This is a genomic window from Streptomyces sp. TLI_185, assembly GCF_003814765.1.
Classification (GTDB): domain Bacteria; phylum Actinomycetota; class Actinomycetes; order Streptomycetales; family Streptomycetaceae; genus Streptomyces.
On sequence record NZ_RKRB01000001.1, the window covers coordinates 4,242,459 to 4,263,933 of the forward strand.

Consider the following 21,475-nt stretch of genomic DNA (forward strand, 5'->3'; position numbering starts at 1 on the left):
CCCCGTCGTCGTAGCAGTTACGAATGCGTCCGCAGCAGTGTCCGCATCGTGCGCATCGCCACCGACAGGTTGGCGAGGTCGAACGTCTCCGAGCTCTGGATCTCCTCCAGGGTCGTGCGCGCCCGGCCCAGGATCGCCGCGTTCTTCTCCTCCCAGGCCTTGAAGCGCTGCTCGGGAGTCGAGGTGCCGTTGCCCACCGCCAGGACGTCCGCGGTCAGCGCCGCGTGGGCCGCGTACAGGTCCTCACGGATGGAGGCGCGGGCCATGGACTGCCAGCGGTCGGCGCGCGGCAGCTCGATGATGCGGTCCATGAGCTGGGTGATGTGCAGACGGTCGGCGAGGTCGTAGTAGACCTCGGCGACGTCCAGCGGCTCCTTGCCCATGCGGTCGGCCACCGAGACGATGTCGAGCGCCGGGAAGGCGGAGGAGAACCCGGCCACGCGGGTGGCGAGCACGTCCGGGACGCCGGCGCCGGTCAGCTCGTCGTAGATCTGCTGCCACCACTCGAGGTCCGCGCCGCGCAGCAGCTTGGTGAGCTGCTGCCAGACCTGCTCGACACGCTCGGCGAAGAAGTCGACCGTCTCGGCGAGCTGCAGCGGCTGCGGCCGGTTGTTGAGCAGCCAGCGCGTGCCGCGCTCCACCAGTCGGCGCGAGTGCAGCCGGATACGGGTCTGGACGGCGGCCTCGACCTGGTTGTCCAGGCCCTCGACCGCGTCCCACACCGGGGCCGAGCAGAAGATCGCCCGGGCCGCGGTCTGCGCCCGCACGATCTCCTCCAGGGAGGCACCGGTCTCCTCACGCAGGCGGTGCAGATAGGTCGTACCGCCCGTGTTGACCGTGTCGTTGACCAGGACGGTCGTGGTGATCTCGCGGTGCAGCGGGTGCCCGTCGATGCGGTCGGCGAACTTCTCGCGCAGGGCCGACGGGAAGTACGCGTGCAGCAGACCGCTCAGATACGGGTCGTCCGGCAGCGAGGTGTGCAGCAGCTCGTCCGCGACCGTGATCTTCGTGTACGCCAGCAGGACGGCCGTCTCCGGGCTGGTGAGGCCCTGGCCGGCGCCGAGGCGCTCGCGGATCTGGCGGTCGGCGGGGAGGAACTCCAGCGCCCGGTCCAGGTGGCCCTCGCGCACCAGGTGGCGGATGAACCGCTGCTGGGCGTGGAGCATGTCCTTGGACTGGGCCAGCGCGTTGGCGAGCGCCGTGTTCTGCGCGTAGTTGTTGCGCAGGACCAGCGCGCCGACCTCGTCGGTCATCTCGGCGAGCAGCTTGTTGCGCTGCTTGACGGTCATGTCGCCGTCGGCGACCAGGCCGTTCAGCAGGATCTTGATGTTCACCTCGTGGTCGGAGGTGTCCACGCCCGCGCTGTTGTCGATCGCATCCGTGTTGATCTTGCCGCCGTGCCGTGCGAACTCGATCCGGCCGAGCTGGGTCAGACCCAGGTTGCCGCCCTCGCCGACGACCTTGACCCGCAGGTCGGCTCCGTCGACCCGGATCGGGTCGTTGGCCTTGTCGCCGACGTCCGCCTGGCTCTCCGTGCTGGCCTTCACATACGTACCGATGCCGCCGTTCCACAGCAGGTCCACCGGGGCCTGGAGGATGGCCTTCATCAGGTCGGCCGGGGTCATCTTGGAGACCTTGCCCTCGATGCCGAGGGCCTCGCGGATGTGCGAGTTGAGCTGGATGGCCTTGGCGGTACGCGGGAACACGCCGCCACCGGCGGAGATGAGCTCGGTGTTGTAGTCGGCCCAGCTGGAGCGCGGCAGCTCGAAGATGCGGCGACGCTCGGCGTACGAAGTGGCCGCGTCCGGGTTCGGGTCGATGAAGATGTGCCGGTGGTCGAAGGCGGCGACCAGGCGGATGTGCTCGCTCAGCAGCATGCCGTTGCCGAACACGTCACCGGACATGTCGCCGATGCCGACGACGGTGAAGTCCTCGCTCTGCGTGTCGACGCCCAGCTCCCGGAAGTGCCGCTTGACGGACTCCCAGGCACCGCGGGCGGTGATGCCCATGCCCTTGTGGTCGTAGCCGGCCGAGCCACCGGAGGCGAAGGCGTCGCCGAGCCAGAAGTTGTACGTCTCCGCGACCCCGTTGGCGATGTCCGAGAACGTCGCGGTGCCCTTGTCGGCGGCGACCACGAGGTAGGTGTCGTCCTCGTCGTGCCGCACGACGTCGGCCGGGGGCACGACCTCGCCGGCCACCATGTTGTCGGTGATGTCGAGCAGCGCCGAGATGAACGTCTTGTAGCTGGCGATGCCCTCGGCCAGCCACGCGTCCCGGTCCACGCTCGGGTCCGGCAACTGCTTGGCAACGAAGCCGCCCTTCGCGCCGACCGGCACGATGACGGTGTTCTTCACCATCTGCGCCTTGACCAGGCCGAGGATCTCGGTCCGGAAGTCCTCACGCCGGTCGGACCAGCGCAGACCGCCTCGGGCGACCTTGCCGAAGCGCAGGTGCACGCCCTCGACGCGCGGCGAGTACACCCAGATCTCGTACGCCGGGCGCGGCGCCGGCAGATCGGGGATCGCCTGCGGGTCGAACTTCATGGACACGTACGCGTGCGGCTTGCCGCCCGCCGCCTCCTGGAAGAAGTTCGTCCGGAGGGTCGCCTTGATGACGGTCAGGAAGGACCGCAGGATCCGGTCCTCGTCGAGGGAGGCCACCTGGTCGAGGGCCGCGTCGACCTCTTCGAGGAGCGCGTCGACGATCTCGTGTCCGGCCCGCTGCCGGTCCGGCGACATCCTCGCCTCGAACAGCGAGACGAGCAGCCGGGTGGTGTGGACGTTGTTGCGGAGGGTGTCCTCCATGTAGTCCTGGCTGAAGGTGGAACCGGCCTGGCGCAGGTACTTGGCGTACGCCCGCAGCACCATCGCCTGTCGCCAGGTCAGTCCGGCGCTCAGGACCAGGGCGTTGAATCCGTCGTTCTCCGCCTTGCCGGTCCAGGTGGCGGCGAAGGCCTCCTGAACGCGCTCGCGGGCGTCGTCGCCGAGGTAGTCGCCGCTGCCGTTCTGCACCTTGGGCATGCGCAGGCCGAAGTCGTAGATCCACGCAGTGGTGCGGTCCGAGCAGCGCAGCTCGTACGGCCGCTCGTCCGTCACCTCGACACCGAGCCGGCTGAGGACCGGCAGCACGGCGGACAGGGAGACGGCCTCACCCTTGCGGTAGATCTTGAACCGGCGCTCCTCGGGGGCGGCGCCGACGGGCTCGTACAGGCTGAGCGAGAAGTCCTGGCCGCTGTGGGCCTGCGCCTCGCTGAGCTGCTCGAGGTGGACGAGGTCGGCGACCGCGGCACGCGGGTTGTGGTCGGCCTTGTAGCCCTCGGGGAAGGCGTTGTTGTAGCGGCGCAGCAGTTCGGCGGCGCGCTCCTCGCCGCATTCGGCGTTCAGCGCCTCGGCGAAGCCGTCGGCCCAGGAGCGGGCGGCCTCCACCAGGCGGGCCTCGATGCGCTCCTTGTCGGCGTCGGACAGCTGCGGCAGCTCGGTGCCCTGGGGGACACGGACCACGAAGTGCAGCCGGGACAGGATCGACTCGGTGTTCCAGGCCGTGAAGTCGACGCTGGTGCCGCCGAGTTCCTCCTTCAGGATGTCGATGATCCTCAGGCGCACACCGGTGGTGTAGCGGTCGCGCGGCAGGTAGACGAGGGCGGAGTAATAACGCCCATACTCGTCCTGGCGCAGGTAGAGCCGCAGTCGCCGCCGCTCCTGCAGATACAGGACGGACGTGGCGATGGACTCGAGCTCGTCGGCCGGGGTCTGGAAGAGCTCGTCGCGCGGGTACGTCTCCAGGATCTGCAGCAGGTCGCGCCCGTCGTGGCTGTTGGGCGAGAAGCCGGCGCGCTCCAGGACCTCCTCGACCTTGCGGCGGATGACCGGGACCCGGCGCACCGACTCGGTGTAGGCGGCGGAGGAGAACAGACCGAGGAAGCGGCGCTCGCCGACGACGTTGCCGTCCGCGTCGAACTTCTTGACGCCGATGTAGTCCAGGTACGACGGCCGGTGCACGGTGGCCCGGCTGTTCGCCTTGGTCAGGACGAGGAGCTTGTGCTCGCGGGCCTTGGCGCGAGCGTCGGCGGGCAGCCGCTCGAAGGACGGGCTCACCGGGTGGCTGTCGTCCCCGGCGTGGTGCGGGTCGGAGCGCAGGATGCCGAGGCCCGTGCCGGGCACGGCGGCCAGCGAGTCGTCCTCGCGCAGCTGGTACTCGCGGTAGCCGAGGAAGGTGAAGTGATCGGTGGACAGCCAGCGCAGCAGCTCGCGGGCCTCCTCGATGTCCTGCTCGCGCAGGTCGGTGGCGACGGGCTCCTCGGGCAGTTCGTCGGCCATGCGCAGCGCCGCGTCCCGCATCTTGTCCCAGTCCTCGACGGCCTCGCGGACGTCGGACAGTACGCGCAGCAGGTCGGCGGTGATCTGCTTGAGGTCGCCACGGTCGGTCTCGCGGTCGATCTCGACGTGGATCCAGGACTCGGTGTGCGCGTCGTGCGCCGGCTCGCCGCCGGGCTGCGCGCCGAGCACCTCGATGAGCTTGCCGGTGACATCCCGGCGGACGATGATCTGCGGGTGGATGACGACGTGGATACCGCGTCCCTGTCGCGTCAGCTCATTGGTGACGGAGTCGACCAGGAAGGGCATGTCGTCGGTGACGACCTCGACGACGGAGTGGCTGCACGTCCACCCGTTCTCCTCCACCGTGGGCGTGTGGACCCGTACGTTGGCCGTGCCCTGGGGGCGGTTCTCGGCCAGCCGGTAGTGCGAGAGCGCGGCTCCGAAGATGTCGACCGGGTCGCGGCCGTTCAGGTCCTCCGGGGCGGTGTGCAGGTAGTAGCGCTGGAGGAACGCGAGCACGGTGTCCCGGTCTGGGGTGCTCTCGTCCGTCGTCCCGGTCGGTAGGTGCCCCCCGACCGGGCTGTTCTCAGCTACCCGGGCGGCCCTCTCGAGCAGCTCGGCCTTGGCTTCGTCCAGCTTGGTCTGCATTGTCCTCTGGCTCCTGTCGCGCGCCGTTGCGTGACGTAGAAGGAAGTACGGTCTCTTCCCCTGCGGCTCGACGCCACGGCCCGGGTTCTCCGGTCTGCTCCGACGCTATGCCGCAAGGTGAGATGAGCGGGAAGATATGAGCCATATTTGAGCTGCCCCGAGGGTGTGACACTGCTCTCCGCAGCGCCCGCGTCCAGGGGGTGAATGGCATCCCGGGAGCCCTTCCGGCCCCCTCCTGCCCGCGAAGACCAGCGACTGCCGCCCGGTCACGGAGATGGTCCGTGCTCGCCGGGCGCAGGGCAGGGGCAACAGTGCCCCCGCGAGCTATCGCGCTGATCACGCCATAAGGCTATCGCTCAGTACGGGGGGCCCGTCATGAGCCGTATGTGTACAAAACCGGGGGTGGAACTTTGACACTCTGCACAGCGGCAAAGGCCCCACGGTCGTGCGGTCCGACGAAACCAACCCCTCATCTGATCCCCCTTGCTCGAAAACGACCGGACCCCTTGGCAAGGCCACCCCCCAGGAGGCACGTTGCCCATGACAGCGCACGCCCGCCCGAGGGGAGCCGCCCGACATGACTGCGAAAATCCTCATCGTCACCGGCGACGCAGCAGAGTCACTGGAGGTCCTGTACCCCTACCAGCGCCTCCGCGAGGAGGGCTACGACGTCCATATCGCGGCCCCCGCCCGCAAGAAGCTCCAGTTCGTCGTCCACGACTTCGAACCCGGTTTCGACACCTACACCGAGAAGCCCGGCTACACCTGGCCCGCCGATCTCGCCTTCGCCGAGGTCGACCCCGGCCAGTACGCCGCCCTTGTCATCCCGGGCGGCCGCGCCCCCGAGTACCTCCGCAACGACCCCGAACTCCGCAAGATCCTCAAGTCCTTCTTCGACGCGGACAAGCCGGTCGCCCAGATCTGCCACGGTCCCCTGCTCACCGCCGCCGTCGACGGCCTGAGCGGCCGACGCGTCACGGCGTACCCCGCCCTGGAACCCGACATGCAGGCCGCCGGCGCCACCTTCCAGGACACCGAGGCGGTAGTCGACGGCACTTTGGTCTCATCCCGCGCCTGGCCTGACCACCCCGCATGGATGCGCGAGTTCCTGACGGTACTGCGAGCAAAGGCCCCGGTGACCTGACGTAGCCGTGCCGCGCTCCGGCAGTGCACCGCCGTGCCGTCTGCGGGCAGTCGTGCCCGGCCGTGCCGCCTGCGGGCAGTCGTGCCGCTGGGGCGGCACGGGTGGGCGCAGGCGGCACCCCGCCGGCGCGGGCAAGCGAACCCACCCCCGCCCAGCCCCGGCGCCGGGCGCCACGAAACCCGCCCAGCCCGGCAGAAACCCCCTACGCAGCCAACCGCTCCGCCTCAGCAACAGCGTCCCTCAGCGTGTCCACCACCGGCACCCCCACCTCCTCAAGGCTGGCCCGACCATGCGACCCGCCGGTGTACAGCACGGCCCGCGCCCCCACATGCAGCGCGGCCACCGCATCATCGGCAGCGTCGCCGATCACCACCGTACGAGCCGGCTCCACACCGACCAGTGAGGCAAGGTGTCGCACCATGTGCTCCGCCTTGCTGCCCCCCGAGGGCCCGGTCCGCCCATCGACGCGTATGAAGTGCGCCTCTATCCCGAACCCCCGCACCAACGGGACGAGTTCGTCGTGCGTGTACATGCTCAGGATCGACTGACTGCGTCCCGCCGACCGCCATCCGGCGAGCAGTTCCGTCGCCCCCTCGGTCAGCCCGCAGCCGACCCGGTGCTCGGAGTAGTACCGGTGGAAGGTCTCGTCCATGACCTCCCATTCGGCGTCCGTCGGCAGCCGGCCCAAGAGCCGTTCGTAGAACTTCGGCACCGGCACGCAGTACAGCGCCCGGTACTGCTCCATCGTGATCGGCTCAAGACCCAGCTCGGCGAACGCCGCGTTCGTCGCCCCGATGATCGCGTCATTGTCGTGGAACAGCGTCCCGTTCCAGTCCCAGACAATGTGCGCCCCTGTCTGCTTCCCCATGCCAAAAACGTACCCGCCGCCACTGACAATCAAGAGCGCCGCAGGTCAGAGGCCGTTGATCCAGCGTTGGAGAGCGCAGACGCGGGACGGCTCAGTCCCCGAGCCCGACCAGGTTGGGGATCTCCTGCGTCGCGTACCACAGCAGTTCGTGGTCCTCGGCTCCGTCCACCACGAACTGGGCGTCGTCGTCCCCGCGGTCCGCCGCCTCGAGCGCCTCGGCCGCGGCGGCCACGTCCGCCTCAGCGTCGTCGAGGTCGACGTGAACGGCGGCGGCCTTGGCCAGCGCCACGGTCCCGGTCACCCGTACCTCGCCGAGCGCGGCCGGGTCGAGGCCCCGGTCGGGGTCGGCGGACGCGGCGCCGTCGGGCACGTCGACCGCGACCACGACCCGGCGCCGTACCGCCCCGGGATCCGCGGCCAGCAGCCGGAGCGAGGCCAGCGCGGCACGGTTGAGGGCCGCGTACTCCAGTTCCTCGATGTCGTCGGAGAGGTACCACTCGCGCAGAGCGGGAGTGACGGCGTACGCCACGAGCGGCCCTGCCCCCAGCTCTCCCGTCTTGTACGCCTCGGCGAGACCGGAGAGGGTCAGGGGGACGTAGACGCGCATGGCTGGCCGCTTTCGTGGTCGGTGGCTGGGCGCGCTCACGCGCCTCCTGGAGGGCCTTCAGGATACGTGCGGGAGTCCCCTTTCGAGTCCCTGCCCACAGGCCCGGAGGCGTCCACTTCAGGCCTCGGAATTCACCTGGTGGAACCCCGTGATCACGGGGTTCCACACCCTCCCCATCACCCTGATAGGTGAAGATTCCGACCGCCCTGGCCCGACCCCCCGCTTCCTTGCTGCCGCCGCCCTTTGCCCCGTACAAGATCCCCGACAGCAAGTTACCGACCGGTATCAGTCCGGCTCACCGAACGGGGACGCGCATGCACAAGATCATGACCAGGGCACAGCACCAGCCGGGCGGCCGCCCTCCCGGCCGCCGCGACTCCCGCCGTCCCGGCGGCACCCCGCCCCGCACCCCGGGCGGAACCACGACCCGCACCTCCCCCGGCGGCCGCCCACCGGGCTCCCGGGCCGAGGGCCTCTCACCGAGCACAGGGCCTGCCGACAACCGCCCGCCGACACCTTCTGCCACCACGGCCAGGAACACGACCGGCGCCCTCATGGGGCCGGTCAGCCCGCCGGGCCCGGCCTCCCCGCCGAGGGACACCGCGACCACCACGGCGGCTCCGGGCGCGCGTACCGCCGCCACGGCCCGCACCACCGCCCCAGCCCCGCCCGACAGGACTCCCGCCCCAGGGGAAACCGACCTTGCCTCCGGGAGCACAGCCGCCCAGCAGCCCTGCCCCGCCGGCCCCGCCCGACCGGTCCCCCAGCCCCGCCCCACCGACGTCTTCGCCGACCTTCTCCTCGCCGTGCTGAGCGGTCAGCGCCCCGTGCACTCGATGCTGCGGCACACCGCGGGCCGGGCCTACGACGAGCTGGCCTGGCTCGCCGAACGCGGCCCCCTGCGCACCCGCGGAACACGCCCCGTCGTCCGCGACATCGGCTACTACGAAGCCCGTCCCGGCGCCGTCGAGGCCTTCGCCCGCATCGGCGCGGGCGACCAGCTGCGGGCCATGGCCTTCCGCCTGGAACGCGGCCAGGACCTGCGCTGGCGCTGCACGGCGGTGGAACTCGGCGGCCCGCGCCCGCCGCGCCCCACCGGCGACGACTAGACGACCGGAGGGGCCGTCGGCCCAGCCCGGCCCGGCAGGCACACCGCCGTACGCCGAAGGGCCGGGCCACCCCGAGGTGACCCGGCCCTTCAAGCCGCTACGACGCGCTGCTCACTTCTTACGGCGGCGCCCGCTCCGGGACTGCTTGCGCCGCTCCGCGCGCGTGAGACCGTCGGCCTCCGAGCGCACCGGCTCCTCGTCACCGACGAAGTCGCCCTCGATGGTGCCGCCCTCGCCGTCCACGGTGGGCGCGGAGAAGTGCAGGTTCCGGCGCTGCGGAGCGTCCAGCCCCTTGGCGCGGATCTCCGGGCGGCCGCCCGCCTGCGCCGGCACCACGTCCTGCTTCTCCATGTCGACAGGCGCGGCGTCCTCGACCGGGACCTCCTCGACCTGCTGCTCGACCTGGACCTCCAGGTTGAACAGGTAGCCGACGGACTCCTCCTTGATGCCCTCCATCATGGCGGTGAACATGTCGAAGCCCTCGCGCTGGTACTCGACCAGCGGGTCCTTCTGCGCCATCGCGCGCAGGCCGATGCCCTCCTGGAGGTAGTCCATCTCGTAGAGGTGCTCGCGCCACTTGCGGTCCAGGACCGACAGCACGACCCGGCGCTCCAGCTCACGCATGATCTCGGAGCCGAGCTGCGCCTCGCGCGACTCGTACTGCTCGTGGATGTCGTCCTTGATGGACTCGGAGATGAACTCGGCGGTCAGACCGGCCCGGTCGCCGGCCGCCTCCTCCAGCTCCTCGACGGTCACCTTCACCGGGTAGAGCTGCCTGAAGGCACCCCACAGCCGGTCGAGGTCCCAGTCCTCCGCGAAGCCCTCGGCGGTCTCCGCGGCGATGTACGCGTCGATCGTGTCGTCCATGAAGTGCACGACCTGCTCCTGCAGGTCCTCGCCCTCCAGGACGCGGCGCCGCTCGCCGTAGATGACCTCGCGCTGGCGGTTGAGGACCTCGTCGTACTTCAGGACGTTCTTACGGGTCTCGAAGTTCTGCTGCTCGACCTGCGACTGGGCGGACGCGATCGCGCGCGTGACCATCTTGTTCTCGATCGGCACGTCGTCCGGGACGTTCGCCATCGACATCACGCGCTCGACCATCTGGGCCTTGAAGAGCCTCATCAGGTCGTCGCCGAGCGAGAGGTAGAAGCGGGACTCGCCCGGGTCGCCCTGACGGCCGGAACGACCGCGCAGCTGGTTGTCGATACGCCGCGACTCGTGCCGCTCCGTGCCCAGGACGTAGAGACCGCCGAGCTCCTTGACCTCTTCGAACTCCGCCTTCACGGCCTTCTCGGCACGCTCCAGGGCGTCCGGCAGGAAGTGGGCCCACTCCTCGATGTGCTCCTCGGGGTCGAGGCCGCGCTGACGCAGCTCCGCCTCGGCGAGGTCGTCGGGGTTGCCGCCGAGCTTGATGTCCGTACCACGGCCGGCCATGTTGGTGGCGACGGTCACGGCGCCCTTGCGTCCGGCCTGGGCGACGATCGTCGCCTCACGGTCGTGCTGCTTGGCGTTCAGCACCTCGTGCTGGATGCCGCGCTTGGAGAGCTGCTGCGAGAGGTATTCGGACTTCTCGACCGACGTCGTACCGACGAGGATCGGCTGGCCCTTCTCGTGCTTCTCGGCGATGTCGTCGACGACCGCCTCGAACTTCGCGACCTCGGTGCGGTAGATCAGGTCCGACTGGTCCATGCGGATCATCGGCTTGTTGGTCGGGATCGGGACGACGCCGAGCTTGTAGATCTGGTGGAACTCGGCAGCCTCGGTCATCGCCGTACCAGTCATGCCGGAGAGCTTCTTGTAGAGGCGGAAGAAGTTCTGCAGGGTGATCGTGGCGAGCGTCTGGTTCTCGTCCTTGATGTCCACCCCTTCCTTCGCCTCGATCGCCTGGTGCATGCCCTCGTTGTAACGGCGGCCGGCGAGGATACGGCCGGTGTGCTCGTCGACGATCATGACCTCGCCGTCGATGACGACGTAGTCCTTGTCCTTCTTGAAGAGCTCCTTGGCCTTGATGGCGTTGTTCAGGTAGCCCACCAGCGGGGTGTTCACCGACTCGTAGAGGTTGTCGATGCCCAGCCAGTCCTCGACCTTGCTGACGCCCGGCTCATGGATGGCGACCGTGCGCTTCTTCTCGTCGACGTCGTAGTCGCCGGTCTCCTCGACGCCCTTGAGCGGGTTGCCCGCCTCGCCCTTCTTCAGGCGCGTGACCAGCTTGGCGAAGTCGCCGTACCACTTGGTGGCCTGGTCGGCCGGGCCGGAGATGATCAGCGGCGTACGGGCCTCGTCGACGAGGATGGAGTCGACCTCGTCGACGATGGCGAAGTTGTGGCCGCGCTGCACCAGTTCGTCCTTCGACCACGCCATGTTGTCGCGCAGGTAGTCGAAGCCGAACTCGTTGTTCGTGCCGTACGTGATGTCGCACTCGTACTGCTGGCGGCGCTCGGCCGGCGTCATGTTGGCGAGGATGCAGCCGACACTCAGGCCCAGGAACTTGTGGACGCGGCCCATCATTTCGGAGTCGCGCTCGGCCAGGTAGTCGTTCACCGTGATCAGGTGAACGCCCTTCCCGGAGAGGGCGTTCAGATACGCGGGCAGCGTGCCCACCAGGGTCTTGCCCTCACCGGTCTTCATCTCGGCGACATAGCCGAGGTGGAGGGCGGCGCCACCCATCATCTGGACGTCGTAGTGACGCTGCCCGAGGACGCGCTTGGCGGCCTCGCGCACGGTGGCGAACGCTTCGGGGAGCAGGTCGTCCAGACTCTCGCCGTCGGCGTAGCGCTGCTTGTACTCATCGGTGAGGGCCCGCAGCTCGGCGTCGGAGAGGTCGACGAAGTCCTCTTCGATGGAGCTGACCTGGTCCGCGATGCGGTGCAGCTTGCGCAGGATTTTTCCTTCGCCTGCACGCATGATCTTCGAGAGGACGGACACGGGGGTTGGTCTCCTTGCCGGTCGGGCCTGGGACGGTCGGTTTCCATTTGACTTGCTGAGCAACGGCCATCGTATGCGAGGACCCCACCAAGCCGGGAGGCCTGCCGGTACGACGACCGCCGAAGGCTTCGCGCACCGCTTCAAATCTCCTTCAAAGGGGACAACGGACGGGCCCTGCGGATGGTGCCGCATCACGCCCACGAATTGCGCGAATTGTGATCGCGCGCTCACGCACGGCAAAAGGATGGCGTCCGTGTCGGGCCTCCGAGGACAATCAGCCGATGGAACCCGTCACGCTCACGACCTCCCGGCTGCTCCTGCGTACGGTCGGCCCCGAGGACACCGACGCGGTGTACGCCGCGGCCCAGGATCCCGACATCCAGCGCTGGACGGCGATTCCGTCGCCCTACCTCGCCGAGCACGCCCGGACTTTCACCGAGGAACTCGCCCCCAAGGGCTGGGCGAACGGTTCCATACTCACCTTCGCTCTGTTCGTCCCCGAAGGGGAGGAACTCGTGGGCATGCTCAGCCTCACCATGCATTCTCTGAGCATGGCCGAGATCGGCTTCTGGGGCACGAAGGAGCACCGCGGCAACGGCTATGTCACCGAGGCCGTCGTCGAGGTCTCCCGCTGGGCCTTCACCCACCTGTCGGTCGACCGCGTGGAATGGCGTGCGGAAGTCGGCAACAGCGCCTCCCGCGCGGTGGCGGAGCGCGCGGGCTTCGTCATCGAGGGCGTCCTGCGCTCCGCGATCATCCACCAGGGCGTACGCCGGGACTCCTGGGTGGGTGCCCTGCTGCCCTCGGACCTGGGGCTGGCGTCGACGGCGCCGTATCTCCCGGCACCCGCCTCAACACCGGGCGTCCAGTGACGAATTCGCAGGTCACCCCGCATTGTCAGTGCCGCCTTCTATCGTGCGGAGCATGACGACCCCGCGCCCCGCCACCGACCTCTCGGCAGACGAAGCCCGCCGCATCGCCCTCCGCGCCCAGGGCTTCCTCGGCACGCCCGACCGCAGAGCCGGCGTCCGCGGCGTCCTCCGCCATCTCGGCGCGGTCCAGCTGGACACGATCTCGGTGCTGGCGCGCTCCCATGAGCTCATCCCGTACGCCCGCCTCGGCGCGGTGGGCCGCGGAAAGGTGGAGGACGCGTACTGGAAGGCGTCGTCCGCCGCCCCGCACGCCTTCGAGTACTGGTCGCACGCCGCGTGCATCCTCCCCGTCGAGGAGTGGCCCCACTTCGCCTTCCGCCGCCGCGCCTACCGAAGCCGCCCGCACTGGAACCACGCCCTCCCGGACGGCGCTTACGAGCAGGTCATCAAGCAGCTCCGTGCCGAAGGCCCCCTCACGGCGACGGAGTTGGGCGGTGCGAAGCGCACCAGCGAGTGGTGGGACTGGTCAGGCGCCAAGGTCGCCGTGGAGCGTGCGCTGATGTACGGGGAGGTGGTGTGCGTGGAGCGCCGCGGCTGGAAGCGGGTGTACGACCTCGCCGAGCGCGCGATCCCGGACGCGCTGCTGCACGACGAGCTGGATGACACGGAGTGCCTGCGCCGACTGGTCCGCCTGGCAGGCCAGTCCCTGGGCGTCGGCACGCGCGCGGACATCGCCGACTACCACCGTCTCAAGGGCGAGCAGGTCGACGCGGTGATCGCCGACTCGGGCCTGGTCCCGGTCACGGTCGAGGGCTGGTCCAAACCGGCCTGGGCCGACCCGGCGGCCCTGGACACGCCGCCGCGCGGCCGCCACCGCACTACTCTCCTGTCACCCTTCGACTCCCTGATCTGGGAGAGGGCGCGTACGGAGCGGATCTTCGGCTTCACCCACCGCCTGGAGGCCTACGTCCCGAAGCCGAAGCGGGTGTACGGCTACTTCGCGATGCCGGTCCTCGCCGGCGGCCGCCTCGTCGGCCGGGTGGACCCGGCCCGCGACGGCGCCACGCTGGTCGCCAAGCAGGTCACCCTGGACGGTCCCAAGGTGGTCCCAGCCGTGGCGGAGGCTCTGGTCGAAGCAGCGAGCTGGGTGAACTGCACCAGCGTCCGCGTGGAGCGCGTGGACGCCCCGGAGCTGCACGGGCCGCTCACCAAGGAGGTGACCCGCGCACTCATCGCGGCACTGCGCTGACCTGGGTCGCCGTCCCGTCAGCGGATCTCGAGGATCTTCTCCCGCATCGCGTACACCACCGCTTCCATCCTGGAGTGCAGCTGCAGCTTCTCCAGGATGTTGCGGACGTGGTTCTTCACGGTGTTCTCGGAGATGAACAGTTCTTTGGCGATGTCCCGGTTGTTCATCCCGGTGGCGACGAGTTTGAGGACCTCCAGCTCGCGGTCCGTCAGCCGCGGCGCGGGCACGAGCCGGCGCTCGTCGGTCCGCTGGATCATCGACTTGAACTCGGTGAGCAGCTTCGACGCCATGGACGGGCTGATCTGGGACTGCCCGTCGGCCACCGCGCGAATGGCGGTGGCCACCTCGTCCGTGGAGATTTCCTTGAGGAGATAACCGGTCGCGCCCGCCTTGATCGCGTCGTAGAGGTCGGCCTCCTCGTCGCTGATCGTCAGCATGATGATCTTGGCGCTGGGGGCGACCTCCTTGATGGAGGTGCAGGCCTCGATCCCGCCCCGCTTCGGCATCCGTACGTCCATCAGGACGATGTCCGGCAGCAGGTCGGCCGCCTTGTCGACGGCCTCCGCACCGTCCCCGGCCTCCCCGACGACCTGGATGTCCTCCTCGGCCGCGAGCACGATCTCCAGGCCCCGGCGGAAGAGGGCGTGGTCGTCCACGACAAGGACTCTGATCGGCTCCTTGCGTGGAGAGCCCGCGTCCGGGCCCATGCCGACGACGCCGCCGTCGGCATCCTCGTCATGCATCGGTCCGAAGCTGTCCGCCATCGTTCCTCCCCCTGAAGGCTGTGGCCTGTGGTGCTGTGCCATCGCCAACCCAAGGCAATGACCCACCGGTTGGGCCATTGCCGCCATGATTCCATGCCTGGGCGACAACGCGGTGACAGAGCGGTTCATGAAGGGGTCACACCGGTGCCCCTGGGGGCGCACAGGCGCTCCAGGGGCACCGGCTCAGCCGTCAGCCGCGCGGGTCAGCCACCCAGCGTGCCGCCCGGCGCGGGAGACTGCGCCTGGGCAACCATCGGATCGGTGCTGAGGTGGATGACGCCGTAGTCGTAGGCGTGCCGCCGGTAGACGACACTGGGCTCCTTCGTCTCGGAGTCGACGAACAGGTAGAAGTCGTGTCCGACCAGTTCCATCTCGTAGAGGGCCTGGTCGAGGGTCATCGGGGAGGCGACGTGGGTCTTCTCGCGGACGATGAGGGGGCCTTCGCCCTTGACCTCCAGGGAGCCGATCTTCTTGGTGGGCACTCCGTCCTGGTCTTCCTCGTGGACGGGGTGGCCGTTCCCGTTGAGCGTCGCCGCGCCCGGGACGTGGTCGGGGACCTCGGCGGCCGAGATCCTGCGCGCGCCGCGGCGCGAGAACCGCTTGTCGTGCTGCTTGCGCAGCCGGGCATCCAGCTTCTCCGCCGCCAGGTCCAGCGCCGCGTACGGGTCGCTGGCCGCTGCCTCCGCCCGGATCACCGGACCGCGGGAGCGGAGTGTGATCTCCACTCGGTCACAACGGTCGGCCTGTCGGGGGTTGGGCTCCTTGGACACCTCGACGTCGAGGCTGATCACCTTGCCATCGAGCTTCTGGATCTTCTCCAGCTTCAGCTTCTCGGCCACGTGCTTGCGGAACCGCTCGGGCACCTCGGTCTTGCGGCCCTTGACGACGATGTCCACGCAGAACTCCGTTCCCGGATCACTCCGCTCCACTGGCGGAGCATCTCCCTTTTGCACCAGGCTCCGGCGAGCTCCGGAACCTATGGACTCGGTGACTTCCACCTCCTCCCCCGCGGACAAGATCTCCACTCCACCGCGACGGGTGATTGTGAAAAACCCGCAGCACGGCATTCGGGTACGAGAGCGATGGCCTGCGCCTTTCTCTCACAACCGAACATATCTCGCCCGGACGGATGTCGTCACCCTCTACCGCGGCGTACCTCCGTTCAGGTGAATTGACCCTCTCATTACCTGCAACGATGCAAGTTGGCAGTCAGTTCCGGTTTATTTCGAAAGAATCTGGCGGCGCGGCGACCACGGCTGCGCAGATCACGTCACCTGCGCCGCCCGCACCCGCCATTCCTGGCACTGAGTGCATACGACCGGGCGCCTCGCCCGCCGAGCCGGCGATCCGTTCTCCTGTGCCTTCCCGAGCAGCTGCCGTGTACACAGCCCTAGTTGCTCCGTCGTACAAAACCATCCCCGAGAAGTGCCGTTGCGCAACCGCCTCTTGTTCTCCCGTCTCGTGCGCGCCCGCCCATTCTTCCGGCTCCGTCGCCGCCCGCACGGCGCGCGCCGCTTCGGCCAGGGATGCGCCGGTGGTCATCAGGTCGTCGACGAGCACGACCGAACCGCCGCGAAGCAGCCGGTCTCCGCCGGGAGCCACCGCAAGGGCGCCCGCGAGATTGTCCAGCCGCTGCCGGGAGTTGAGCCCCGACTGGTCAGCCACGGCGCGCCGCTGCCGCAGCACGGCGAGGACGCGGACCGCGGTCCCGGTCCGCCGTAGCTCACCCGCTGCCGCGAGCGCGATCCGCCGTGCCGGGTCGTGGCCCCGCGCCCGCACCGCCGCTCGCGCGGACGGAACGGGAACGAGCAGTACGGGCACTCCACCGCCCGCAGCCGCAGGACCGGCCGTCTCCCTGAGCCCCGCCCGCACGGCCCCTGCCAGTGCCGTGCCGAGTGGTGCTGCGAGGGCCAGCGCGCCCCGTTCCTTGTGGGCCAGCAGCGTGGCTCGCACCTCGTCGGCGTACCGGGCGGCCGCGTGCACCACGGGCAGCCCGGGCGGCTCCGGCACCGGTCGCACCCGGCTCGGTGCGGTCCCGCTCAGGACGGCACGGCACTCCGGGCAGAGCACCGTGCGAGGCCTCCCGCAGCCTCCGCACTCGGCCGGCAGCACCAGGTCGGTGAGGTCCTGCCACCACCCCCGCATGCCCACCACTCTGCCAACGCCCGAGCCCCCCGGCCAGCCCTGTGGATAACTCCCTGTGGACAAGTCGTCCGGCGTGCAAACCGCCCCCTAGACGCGGCCGGAAACGACCGCCCCCGGACAACCTCACCGGCTCCCCCGCACGACAGCATCACCCCGGATAAACCGGCGCCACCCCGTCCGTGACCTTCTGCCACTGGCCGCCGGACGGCAGTCGTACGATCCCGTCCTCCGAGTCCGCCACCAACGGCAGCCGGTCGGACTCGGCCGCGGTGATCTCCTTGATCCCGGACAGGGCCGCGGGTGCCTGTCCCTCGGGTGCGGAGCCGTCGACCTGCGCGTACCGCATGGTCTGCAGTCCACCCTGTTCCCGCCCGACCACCACGAGCCGGCTGTCCCCGGCCCACGACATGGCCGTGACGTCCTCCAACTCCGGTGTTGCGGAGTGCAGTCCGAGCACCGAGACCGTGGGCCGACCCTCCGCTGTCTCCTGCCGCCGCTCGATCCGCCCGATGAGCAGGGACGACTTCTTGCTGCCCTTCGCCACCACGAGCGCTATGCGCACCCCGTCGGCGGCCACCCGGACGTCCCGGATGCGGCCGTCCAGCTCGGGGACCTTCACCGCGAGCGGCTCGCCCTTGCCTTGTTCCAGCAGGAGCAGCCGGGGGTTGCCGGGGTCGCGGTCGGCCACCCAGAGGTCGCCGTGGACATCCCAGCTCGGCGCCGTCAGCCGCTCCTGTTCCGGCTTGGCGTGGCTGGTCAGTACGGGGGTCCCGAGTGAATCGCCGGACACCAGCGACGCGACGTACAGCTCCTTGCCGTCGCCGGAGACGGCGGCCGCTTTGTCCTCGTCGTGCGACACGGCGACCGAGCGCAGCTCCTTGTCTCCCTCGCCGAACGCCCCGGCCACCGGTTCGGCCTTGGGGCTGCTGTTGTTACCGGCCCCCATCCGTACGAGCCGGTTCTTGTTGTCGATGAAGTACAGGTAACCGGGCTGCTGCACGGAGCCGCGCGCGGTGGCGGCTTCAGCCTCACCGAGCGAGCACAGCCGCGAGTTGCCGGACTGCAGCTCGACCTGGTCCACCGCGGGGGTGAGGTTCTGCAGGGTGAACAGGAGCTGGGCAGCCATCTCGTTGCACTGGCCCTGACCGACCCGGCGGGCTTTCTCGTTCAGCGGCACGGTCAGCTTGTTCTGGTCGTCGGGCGCCAGCGTGGTGACGCCGTCCTTCAGCGCCGTACCCGTCGGGAAGCTCGTCCGCACGACGTGATCGAGCCAGTTCGTGGGCCCGTTGAGCAGCGAGCGGACCATCTGCGTCATGGGGTCCACGCGCCGGCGGACGTACACGGGATCGGCGACGGCCGCCGGCTGCGTCGTTGTCCCGGCCGCGGCGTTCGAGGCGAAGTAGTACTTGTTGACGGACATGTAGTTGCGCTGGAAGTCCGACTTGCCCATGACGACGCCCTGCGGGAGCCGGTCGATGCGCCACTGCTTGGTCTTCTTGTCGCGCGTGAGATGCACCGGCGCGTCGTAGGGCCCGTCGGCGGGCGAGTACGCCTGCTGCTCGTCCACTTTCGCGACCTGCGTGCCGGTCAGTGTGAACGAGAGGTCGTCGGCGCCCTCCCGGCCGCCCAGGCGGTTGGGGCCCATGCCGGGTCCGTCGGCGAGGACCGTACTGGACAGCCCCGGTTTCCAGGTCTGTGACGCCGTCTTGGTCAGGTATTGCCGCGCCGTCGAATAGTTCGGATCGTCGCTGGTCAGTGCCTCGAGGAAACCGGAGACGATGTCCGAGGGCTGGGCGTCGTCCTGGGGCGGCATGGCGAAGACCCGCACCTGGGTGTCCTGCCGCGGTGTGGAGTCGACCCCGCGCAGGTCGCCGCTGTCGGGCATCGAGGCGCATCCCGCCAGCAGTACGGCGCCACAGGCTGCATACGTCGCCGCGCGCATCGGTCTGCGCCTGGCGCCCCCGTCGCGGTCAGCGCCCACGAAATGCCTCCCCTTGATTCTTCGACTCCTCCGGCCCGGTGTCCGGACGGCTCGAGGTCTCAGCCCCGGCCTCACCCGGCGTTTCGTTCTGTCGTCTGGCTCCGGAAGTAGGACGGGGGACCACGCGCGCGCCGTTCCCGGGCAGTGCCGTCGGGTCGGCTGTGGGGGCCGAACCGGCCAGTCTCGGGGCTATCGGCGGTATCTGGTCCGCGACCGGCTGCGCGGGCACGGTGGCGGCTTTGTCCCCGCGCGGCAGTCCGGCGTCGTTGAGTCCTCGGTTGCGCCGCGAGTCCTTGGGCTCCAGAGGTATCGGCGAGCCCCGCAGCGGCTCGTCCGCCGTCCGCGGCAGCGTCAGCCGGAACTGCGAGCCGCCGCCGGGCTCACCCCAGGCCTGCAGCCAGCCGCCGTGCAGCCGCGCGTCCTCCAGGGCGATGGACAGCCCCAGGCCCGTACCTCCGGTGGTACGCGCGCGTGCCGGGTCCGCTCGCCAGAAGCGGCTGAACACGCGCGTGGCCTCGCCGGGCTTGAGTCCGACGCCGTAGTCGCGCACCGCGACGGCGACCGCTCCGCCGGCCGCGGCGAGCTTGACGAGGACGTCCTTGCCCTCGCCGTGCTCCACGGCGTTGACGACGAGGTTGCGCAGCACCCGCTCCACGCGCCGCGCGTCCGCTTCGGCGACGACGGGCTGCTGGTCGCCCAGGACGCGTATGTGCGTGCCCTTGCGCTCGGCGAGCGGCTCGGCCCCGCTGACGACGCGCCGTACGACCTCCCTGAGGTCTATCGGCTCCGCCTCCAGCGCTGCCGCGCCCGCGTCGAACCGGCTGATCTCCAGCAGGTCCGCGAGCAGCGACTCGAACCGGTCCAGCTGGTCCGCGAGCAGCTCCGCCGACCGCGCGGTCACCGGGTCGAAGTCCTCCCGCGCCTCGTGGATGACGTCCGCCGCCATCCGAACGGTCGTCAGCGGTGTCCGTAGCTCGTGCGACACGTCCGACACGAACCGCCGCTGCATCCGCGACAGGTCCTCCAGCTGCTGGATCTTCAACTGCAGGTTCTGCGCCATCTTGTTGAAGGCCTCGCCGAGGCGGGCGATGTCGTCCTCGCCGGTGACCTTCATACGTTCCTGCAGCCGCCCGGCGGACAGCCGCTCGGCGATCCCCGCGGCCATCCGCACGGGCGTGACGACCTGCCGCACCACCAGCCAGGCAATGGCCCCGAGCAGTACGACGACGAAGAGCCCCGCGGTCGCCAGCGTGCCCTTGACCAGGCTCAGTGACTTCTCCTCCTGGGTGAGCGGGAAGAGGTAGTACAGCTGGTACGGGGCGCCGCTCGGGTCGTTGACCTGCTTGCCGATGACGAGTGCCGGCTGGGATTCCTGGTTGTTGCTGTAAAGGATGCGGGTGTAGCTCTGCGCGGCCGTCGTGTCGTCGTTGATCCGCGCGCGCAGGTCCTCGGGCACGCTGGCCGTCGGATCGACGTATCCGGAGCCTCGCGGCCCGCGCCCGCCGCCGCTGTTGTCGTCGCCCGCGGGCAGGGTCACCACTTCGAAGGCACCCTGGCCACCGCTGGACAGGGACTCCACGAGGTCGCTCATCCACGAGGTGAGGTTCTGCGACTGCCGCCCGTCCGCCGCCGTGCCGTCGTCGCTGGTCCCGGCCGCTGCCTCGTCGGCCTTCTGCTTGGCCACCGCGAACCCACCGGTGGCCTGACTCTGCGAGGCCTTCACCTTGGCGTCCAGCAGCCCGTTGCGCACCTGACCGATGACGACGAATCCGAGCAGCAGCACCACACCCAATGACATCAGCAGCGTGGTGACGACGACCTTGAGCTGGATGTTCCGCCGCCACAGCCGCATGACGGGCAGCAACGGCCGCCGGACCCAGCGCATGAACAAGCGGAGCACCGGGCTGCCCTGGACTCCGCCCTGCAGCAGCCCACCCTCCAGCAGCCGGCCCCAGCGCGACCCTGTCGTCTTCCGGCCGACAGGCCGCCCCGCGCTGGCCCTGTCCGGCCCCGGCGCCGAAGCGGCACTGTCACCGGACATGTCAGCTGGGCCCTGCCTTGTAACCGACGCCCCTGACCGTCACCACGATCTCCGGCCGCTCCGGGTCCTTCTCGACCTTGGAGCGCAGCCGCTGCACGTGAACATTCACCAGCCGGGTGTCCGCAGCGTGCCGGTATCCCCACACCTGCTCGAGCAGCACCTCACGCGTGAACACCTGCCACGGCTTGCGGGCCAGTGCCACCAGCAGGTCGAACTCCAGCGGCGTCAGCGCGATCGACTGTCCGTCCCGCTTCACGGAGTGACCGGCCACGTCGATGACGAGGTCACCTATGGCCAGCTGTTCCGGCGCCGGCTCCTCCGACCTCCGCAGCCGCGCCCGGATCCGGGCGACCAGCTCCTTCGGCTTGAACGGCTTCACGATGTAGTCGTCGGCGCCCGACTCCAGCCCGACCACCACGTCGACGGTGTCGCTCTTGGCCGTGAGCATCACGATCGGCACACCCGACTCCGCCCTGATCAGGCGGCACACCTCGATGCCGTCCCGCCCGGGCAGCATCAGGTCGAGCAGCACCAGGTCGGGTTTGCTCTCACGGAATGCGGCCAGCGCCTTGTCGCCGTCCGCTACGAAAGACGGCTCAAAACCTTCACCACGCAGCACAATGCCGAGCATCTCGGCCAGTGCCGTGTCGTCGTCGACGACAAGGACTCGTCCCTTCATAAACGACATCATCCCATTCTCATAACGGTGGCGAAGGTGCAGGTGAGCAGCGTCACTGGCCCGTGACGATAGTCGTACTCGGCCGTCACTGTCTGCCCCTGTCCCGCGACGTCGATGTCAGACACGG

14 protein-coding genes are annotated in these 21,475 nt (G+C 69.5%); 4 read left to right on the forward strand and 10 right to left on the reverse strand.

The window, feature by feature from the left end:
* Positions 1-17: 17 nt before the first annotated feature.
* Positions 18-4,964: an NAD-glutamate dehydrogenase gene (locus EDD92_RS19395; protein ID WP_123965493.1), complete on the reverse strand. Its 4,947-nt coding sequence runs from the start codon at positions 4,962-4,964 to the stop codon at positions 18-20.
* Positions 4,965-5,541: 577 nt separating this feature from the next.
* Here EDD92_RS19395 and EDD92_RS19400 point away from each other — a divergent pair.
* Positions 5,542-6,108, forward strand: coding sequence for a DJ-1/PfpI family protein (locus EDD92_RS19400; RefSeq protein WP_123965494.1), 567 nt, complete (start codon positions 5,542-5,544; stop codon positions 6,106-6,108).
* Positions 6,109-6,310: 202 nt separating this feature from the next.
* Here the strand turns inward: EDD92_RS19400 and EDD92_RS19405 are convergent, their stop codons facing one another.
* Both EDD92_RS19405 and EDD92_RS19410 read right to left on the reverse strand, forming a co-directional pair.
* Positions 6,311-6,976 (reverse strand): HAD family hydrolase, encoded by a 666-nt coding sequence (locus EDD92_RS19405; RefSeq protein WP_123965495.1) that lies wholly within the window; start codon positions 6,974-6,976, stop codon positions 6,311-6,313.
* A gap of 91 nt (positions 6,977-7,067) precedes the next feature.
* A complete protein-coding gene (locus EDD92_RS19410; RefSeq protein ID WP_123965496.1) occupies positions 7,068-7,583 on the reverse strand; it encodes a DUF6912 family protein in 516 nt (171 codons plus the stop codon).
* A gap of 314 nt (positions 7,584-7,897) precedes the next feature.
* Here EDD92_RS19410 and EDD92_RS19415 point away from each other — a divergent pair, with 314 nt between their 5' ends.
* Complete coding sequence (locus EDD92_RS19415) at positions 7,898-8,692, forward strand: Rv3235 family protein (protein WP_123965497.1); 795 nt, start codon at positions 7,898-7,900, stop codon at positions 8,690-8,692.
* Between the two features lie 111 nt (positions 8,693-8,803).
* Here the strand turns inward: EDD92_RS19415 and secA are convergent, their stop codons facing one another.
* Positions 8,804-11,617 (reverse strand): preprotein translocase subunit SecA, encoded by a 2,814-nt coding sequence (gene secA / locus EDD92_RS19420; protein ID WP_123965498.1) that lies wholly within the window; start codon positions 11,615-11,617, stop codon positions 8,804-8,806.
* 281 nt (positions 11,618-11,898) lie between these two features.
* Here secA and EDD92_RS19425 point away from each other — a divergent pair, with 281 nt between their 5' ends.
* Both EDD92_RS19425 and EDD92_RS19430 read left to right on the forward strand, forming a co-directional pair.
* Positions 11,899-12,489 carry a GNAT family N-acetyltransferase gene (locus tag EDD92_RS19425; protein ID WP_123965499.1) on the forward strand — a complete coding sequence of 197 codons (591 nt, stop codon included), beginning with the start codon at positions 11,899-11,901 and terminating at the stop codon, positions 12,487-12,489.
* Between the two features lie 52 nt (positions 12,490-12,541).
* On the forward strand, positions 12,542-13,738 hold the full coding sequence (locus tag EDD92_RS19430; protein ID WP_123965500.1) for a winged helix-turn-helix domain-containing protein: 1,197 nt from the start codon (positions 12,542-12,544) through the stop codon (positions 13,736-13,738).
* 17 nt (positions 13,739-13,755) lie between these two features.
* On the opposite strand, the gene EDD92_RS19435 is transcribed toward EDD92_RS19430, so the two are convergent.
* The 6 genes from EDD92_RS19435 to mtrA form a co-directional block, all read right to left on the reverse strand.
* Positions 13,756-14,502: a response regulator transcription factor gene (locus EDD92_RS19435; protein ID WP_099929264.1), complete on the reverse strand. Its 747-nt coding sequence runs from the start codon at positions 14,500-14,502 to the stop codon at positions 13,756-13,758.
* A gap of 203 nt (positions 14,503-14,705) precedes the next feature.
* Complete coding sequence (hpf, locus tag EDD92_RS19440) at positions 14,706-15,398, reverse strand: ribosome hibernation-promoting factor, HPF/YfiA family (protein WP_260326615.1); 693 nt, start codon at positions 15,396-15,398, stop codon at positions 14,706-14,708.
* 313 nt (positions 15,399-15,711) lie between these two features.
* Positions 15,712-16,647: a ComF family protein gene (locus EDD92_RS19445; RefSeq protein WP_123965501.1), complete on the reverse strand. Its 936-nt coding sequence runs from the start codon at positions 16,645-16,647 to the stop codon at positions 15,712-15,714.
* 148 nt (positions 16,648-16,795) lie between these two features.
* Positions 16,796-18,628: an LpqB family beta-propeller domain-containing protein gene (locus EDD92_RS19450; RefSeq protein ID WP_123965502.1), complete on the reverse strand. Its 1,833-nt coding sequence runs from the start codon at positions 18,626-18,628 to the stop codon at positions 16,796-16,798.
* A complete protein-coding gene (gene mtrB / locus EDD92_RS19455; protein WP_123965503.1) occupies positions 18,618-20,669 on the reverse strand; it encodes an MtrAB system histidine kinase MtrB in 2,052 nt (683 codons plus the stop codon). Before mtrB ends, EDD92_RS19450 begins: the two co-directional genes overlap by 11 nt.
* A gap of 1 nt (position 20,670) precedes the next feature.
* A complete protein-coding gene (mtrA, locus tag EDD92_RS19460) occupies positions 20,671-21,360 on the reverse strand; it encodes a two-component system response regulator MtrA (RefSeq protein WP_187284748.1) in 690 nt (229 codons plus the stop codon).
* Between the last annotated feature and the right edge of the window lie 115 nt (positions 21,361-21,475).

Bases quoted from the DNA above. Each gene is read 5' to 3' on its own strand.
- EDD92_RS19395 (WP_123965493.1), bottom strand. From the start codon at position 4,964: ATGCAGACCAAGCTGGACGAAGCCAAGGCCGAGCTGCTCGAGAGGGCC.
- EDD92_RS19400 (WP_123965494.1), top strand. From the start codon at position 5,542: ATGACTGCGAAAATCCTCATCGTCACCGGCGACGCAGCAGAGTCACTG.
- EDD92_RS19405 (WP_123965495.1), bottom strand. From the start codon at position 6,976: ATGGGGAAGCAGACAGGGGCGCACATTGTCTGGGACTGGAACGGGACG.
- EDD92_RS19410 (WP_123965496.1), bottom strand. From the start codon at position 7,583: ATGCGCGTCTACGTCCCCCTGACCCTCTCCGGTCTCGCCGAGGCGTAC.
- EDD92_RS19415 (WP_123965497.1), top strand. From the start codon at position 7,898: ATGCACAAGATCATGACCAGGGCACAGCACCAGCCGGGCGGCCGCCCT.
- EDD92_RS19425 (WP_123965499.1), top strand. From the start codon at position 11,899: ATGGAACCCGTCACGCTCACGACCTCCCGGCTGCTCCTGCGTACGGTC.
- EDD92_RS19430 (WP_123965500.1), top strand. From the start codon at position 12,542: ATGACGACCCCGCGCCCCGCCACCGACCTCTCGGCAGACGAAGCCCGC.
- EDD92_RS19435 (WP_099929264.1), bottom strand. From the start codon at position 14,502: ATGGCGGACAGCTTCGGACCGATGCATGACGAGGATGCCGACGGCGGC.
- EDD92_RS19445 (WP_123965501.1), bottom strand. From the start codon at position 16,647: ATGCGGGGGTGGTGGCAGGACCTCACCGACCTGGTGCTGCCGGCCGAG.
- mtrB (WP_123965503.1), bottom strand. From the start codon at position 20,669: ATGTCCGGTGACAGTGCCGCTTCGGCGCCGGGGCCGGACAGGGCCAGC.
- mtrA (WP_187284748.1), bottom strand. From the start codon at position 21,360: ATGATGTCGTTTATGAAGGGACGAGTCCTTGTCGTCGACGACGACACG.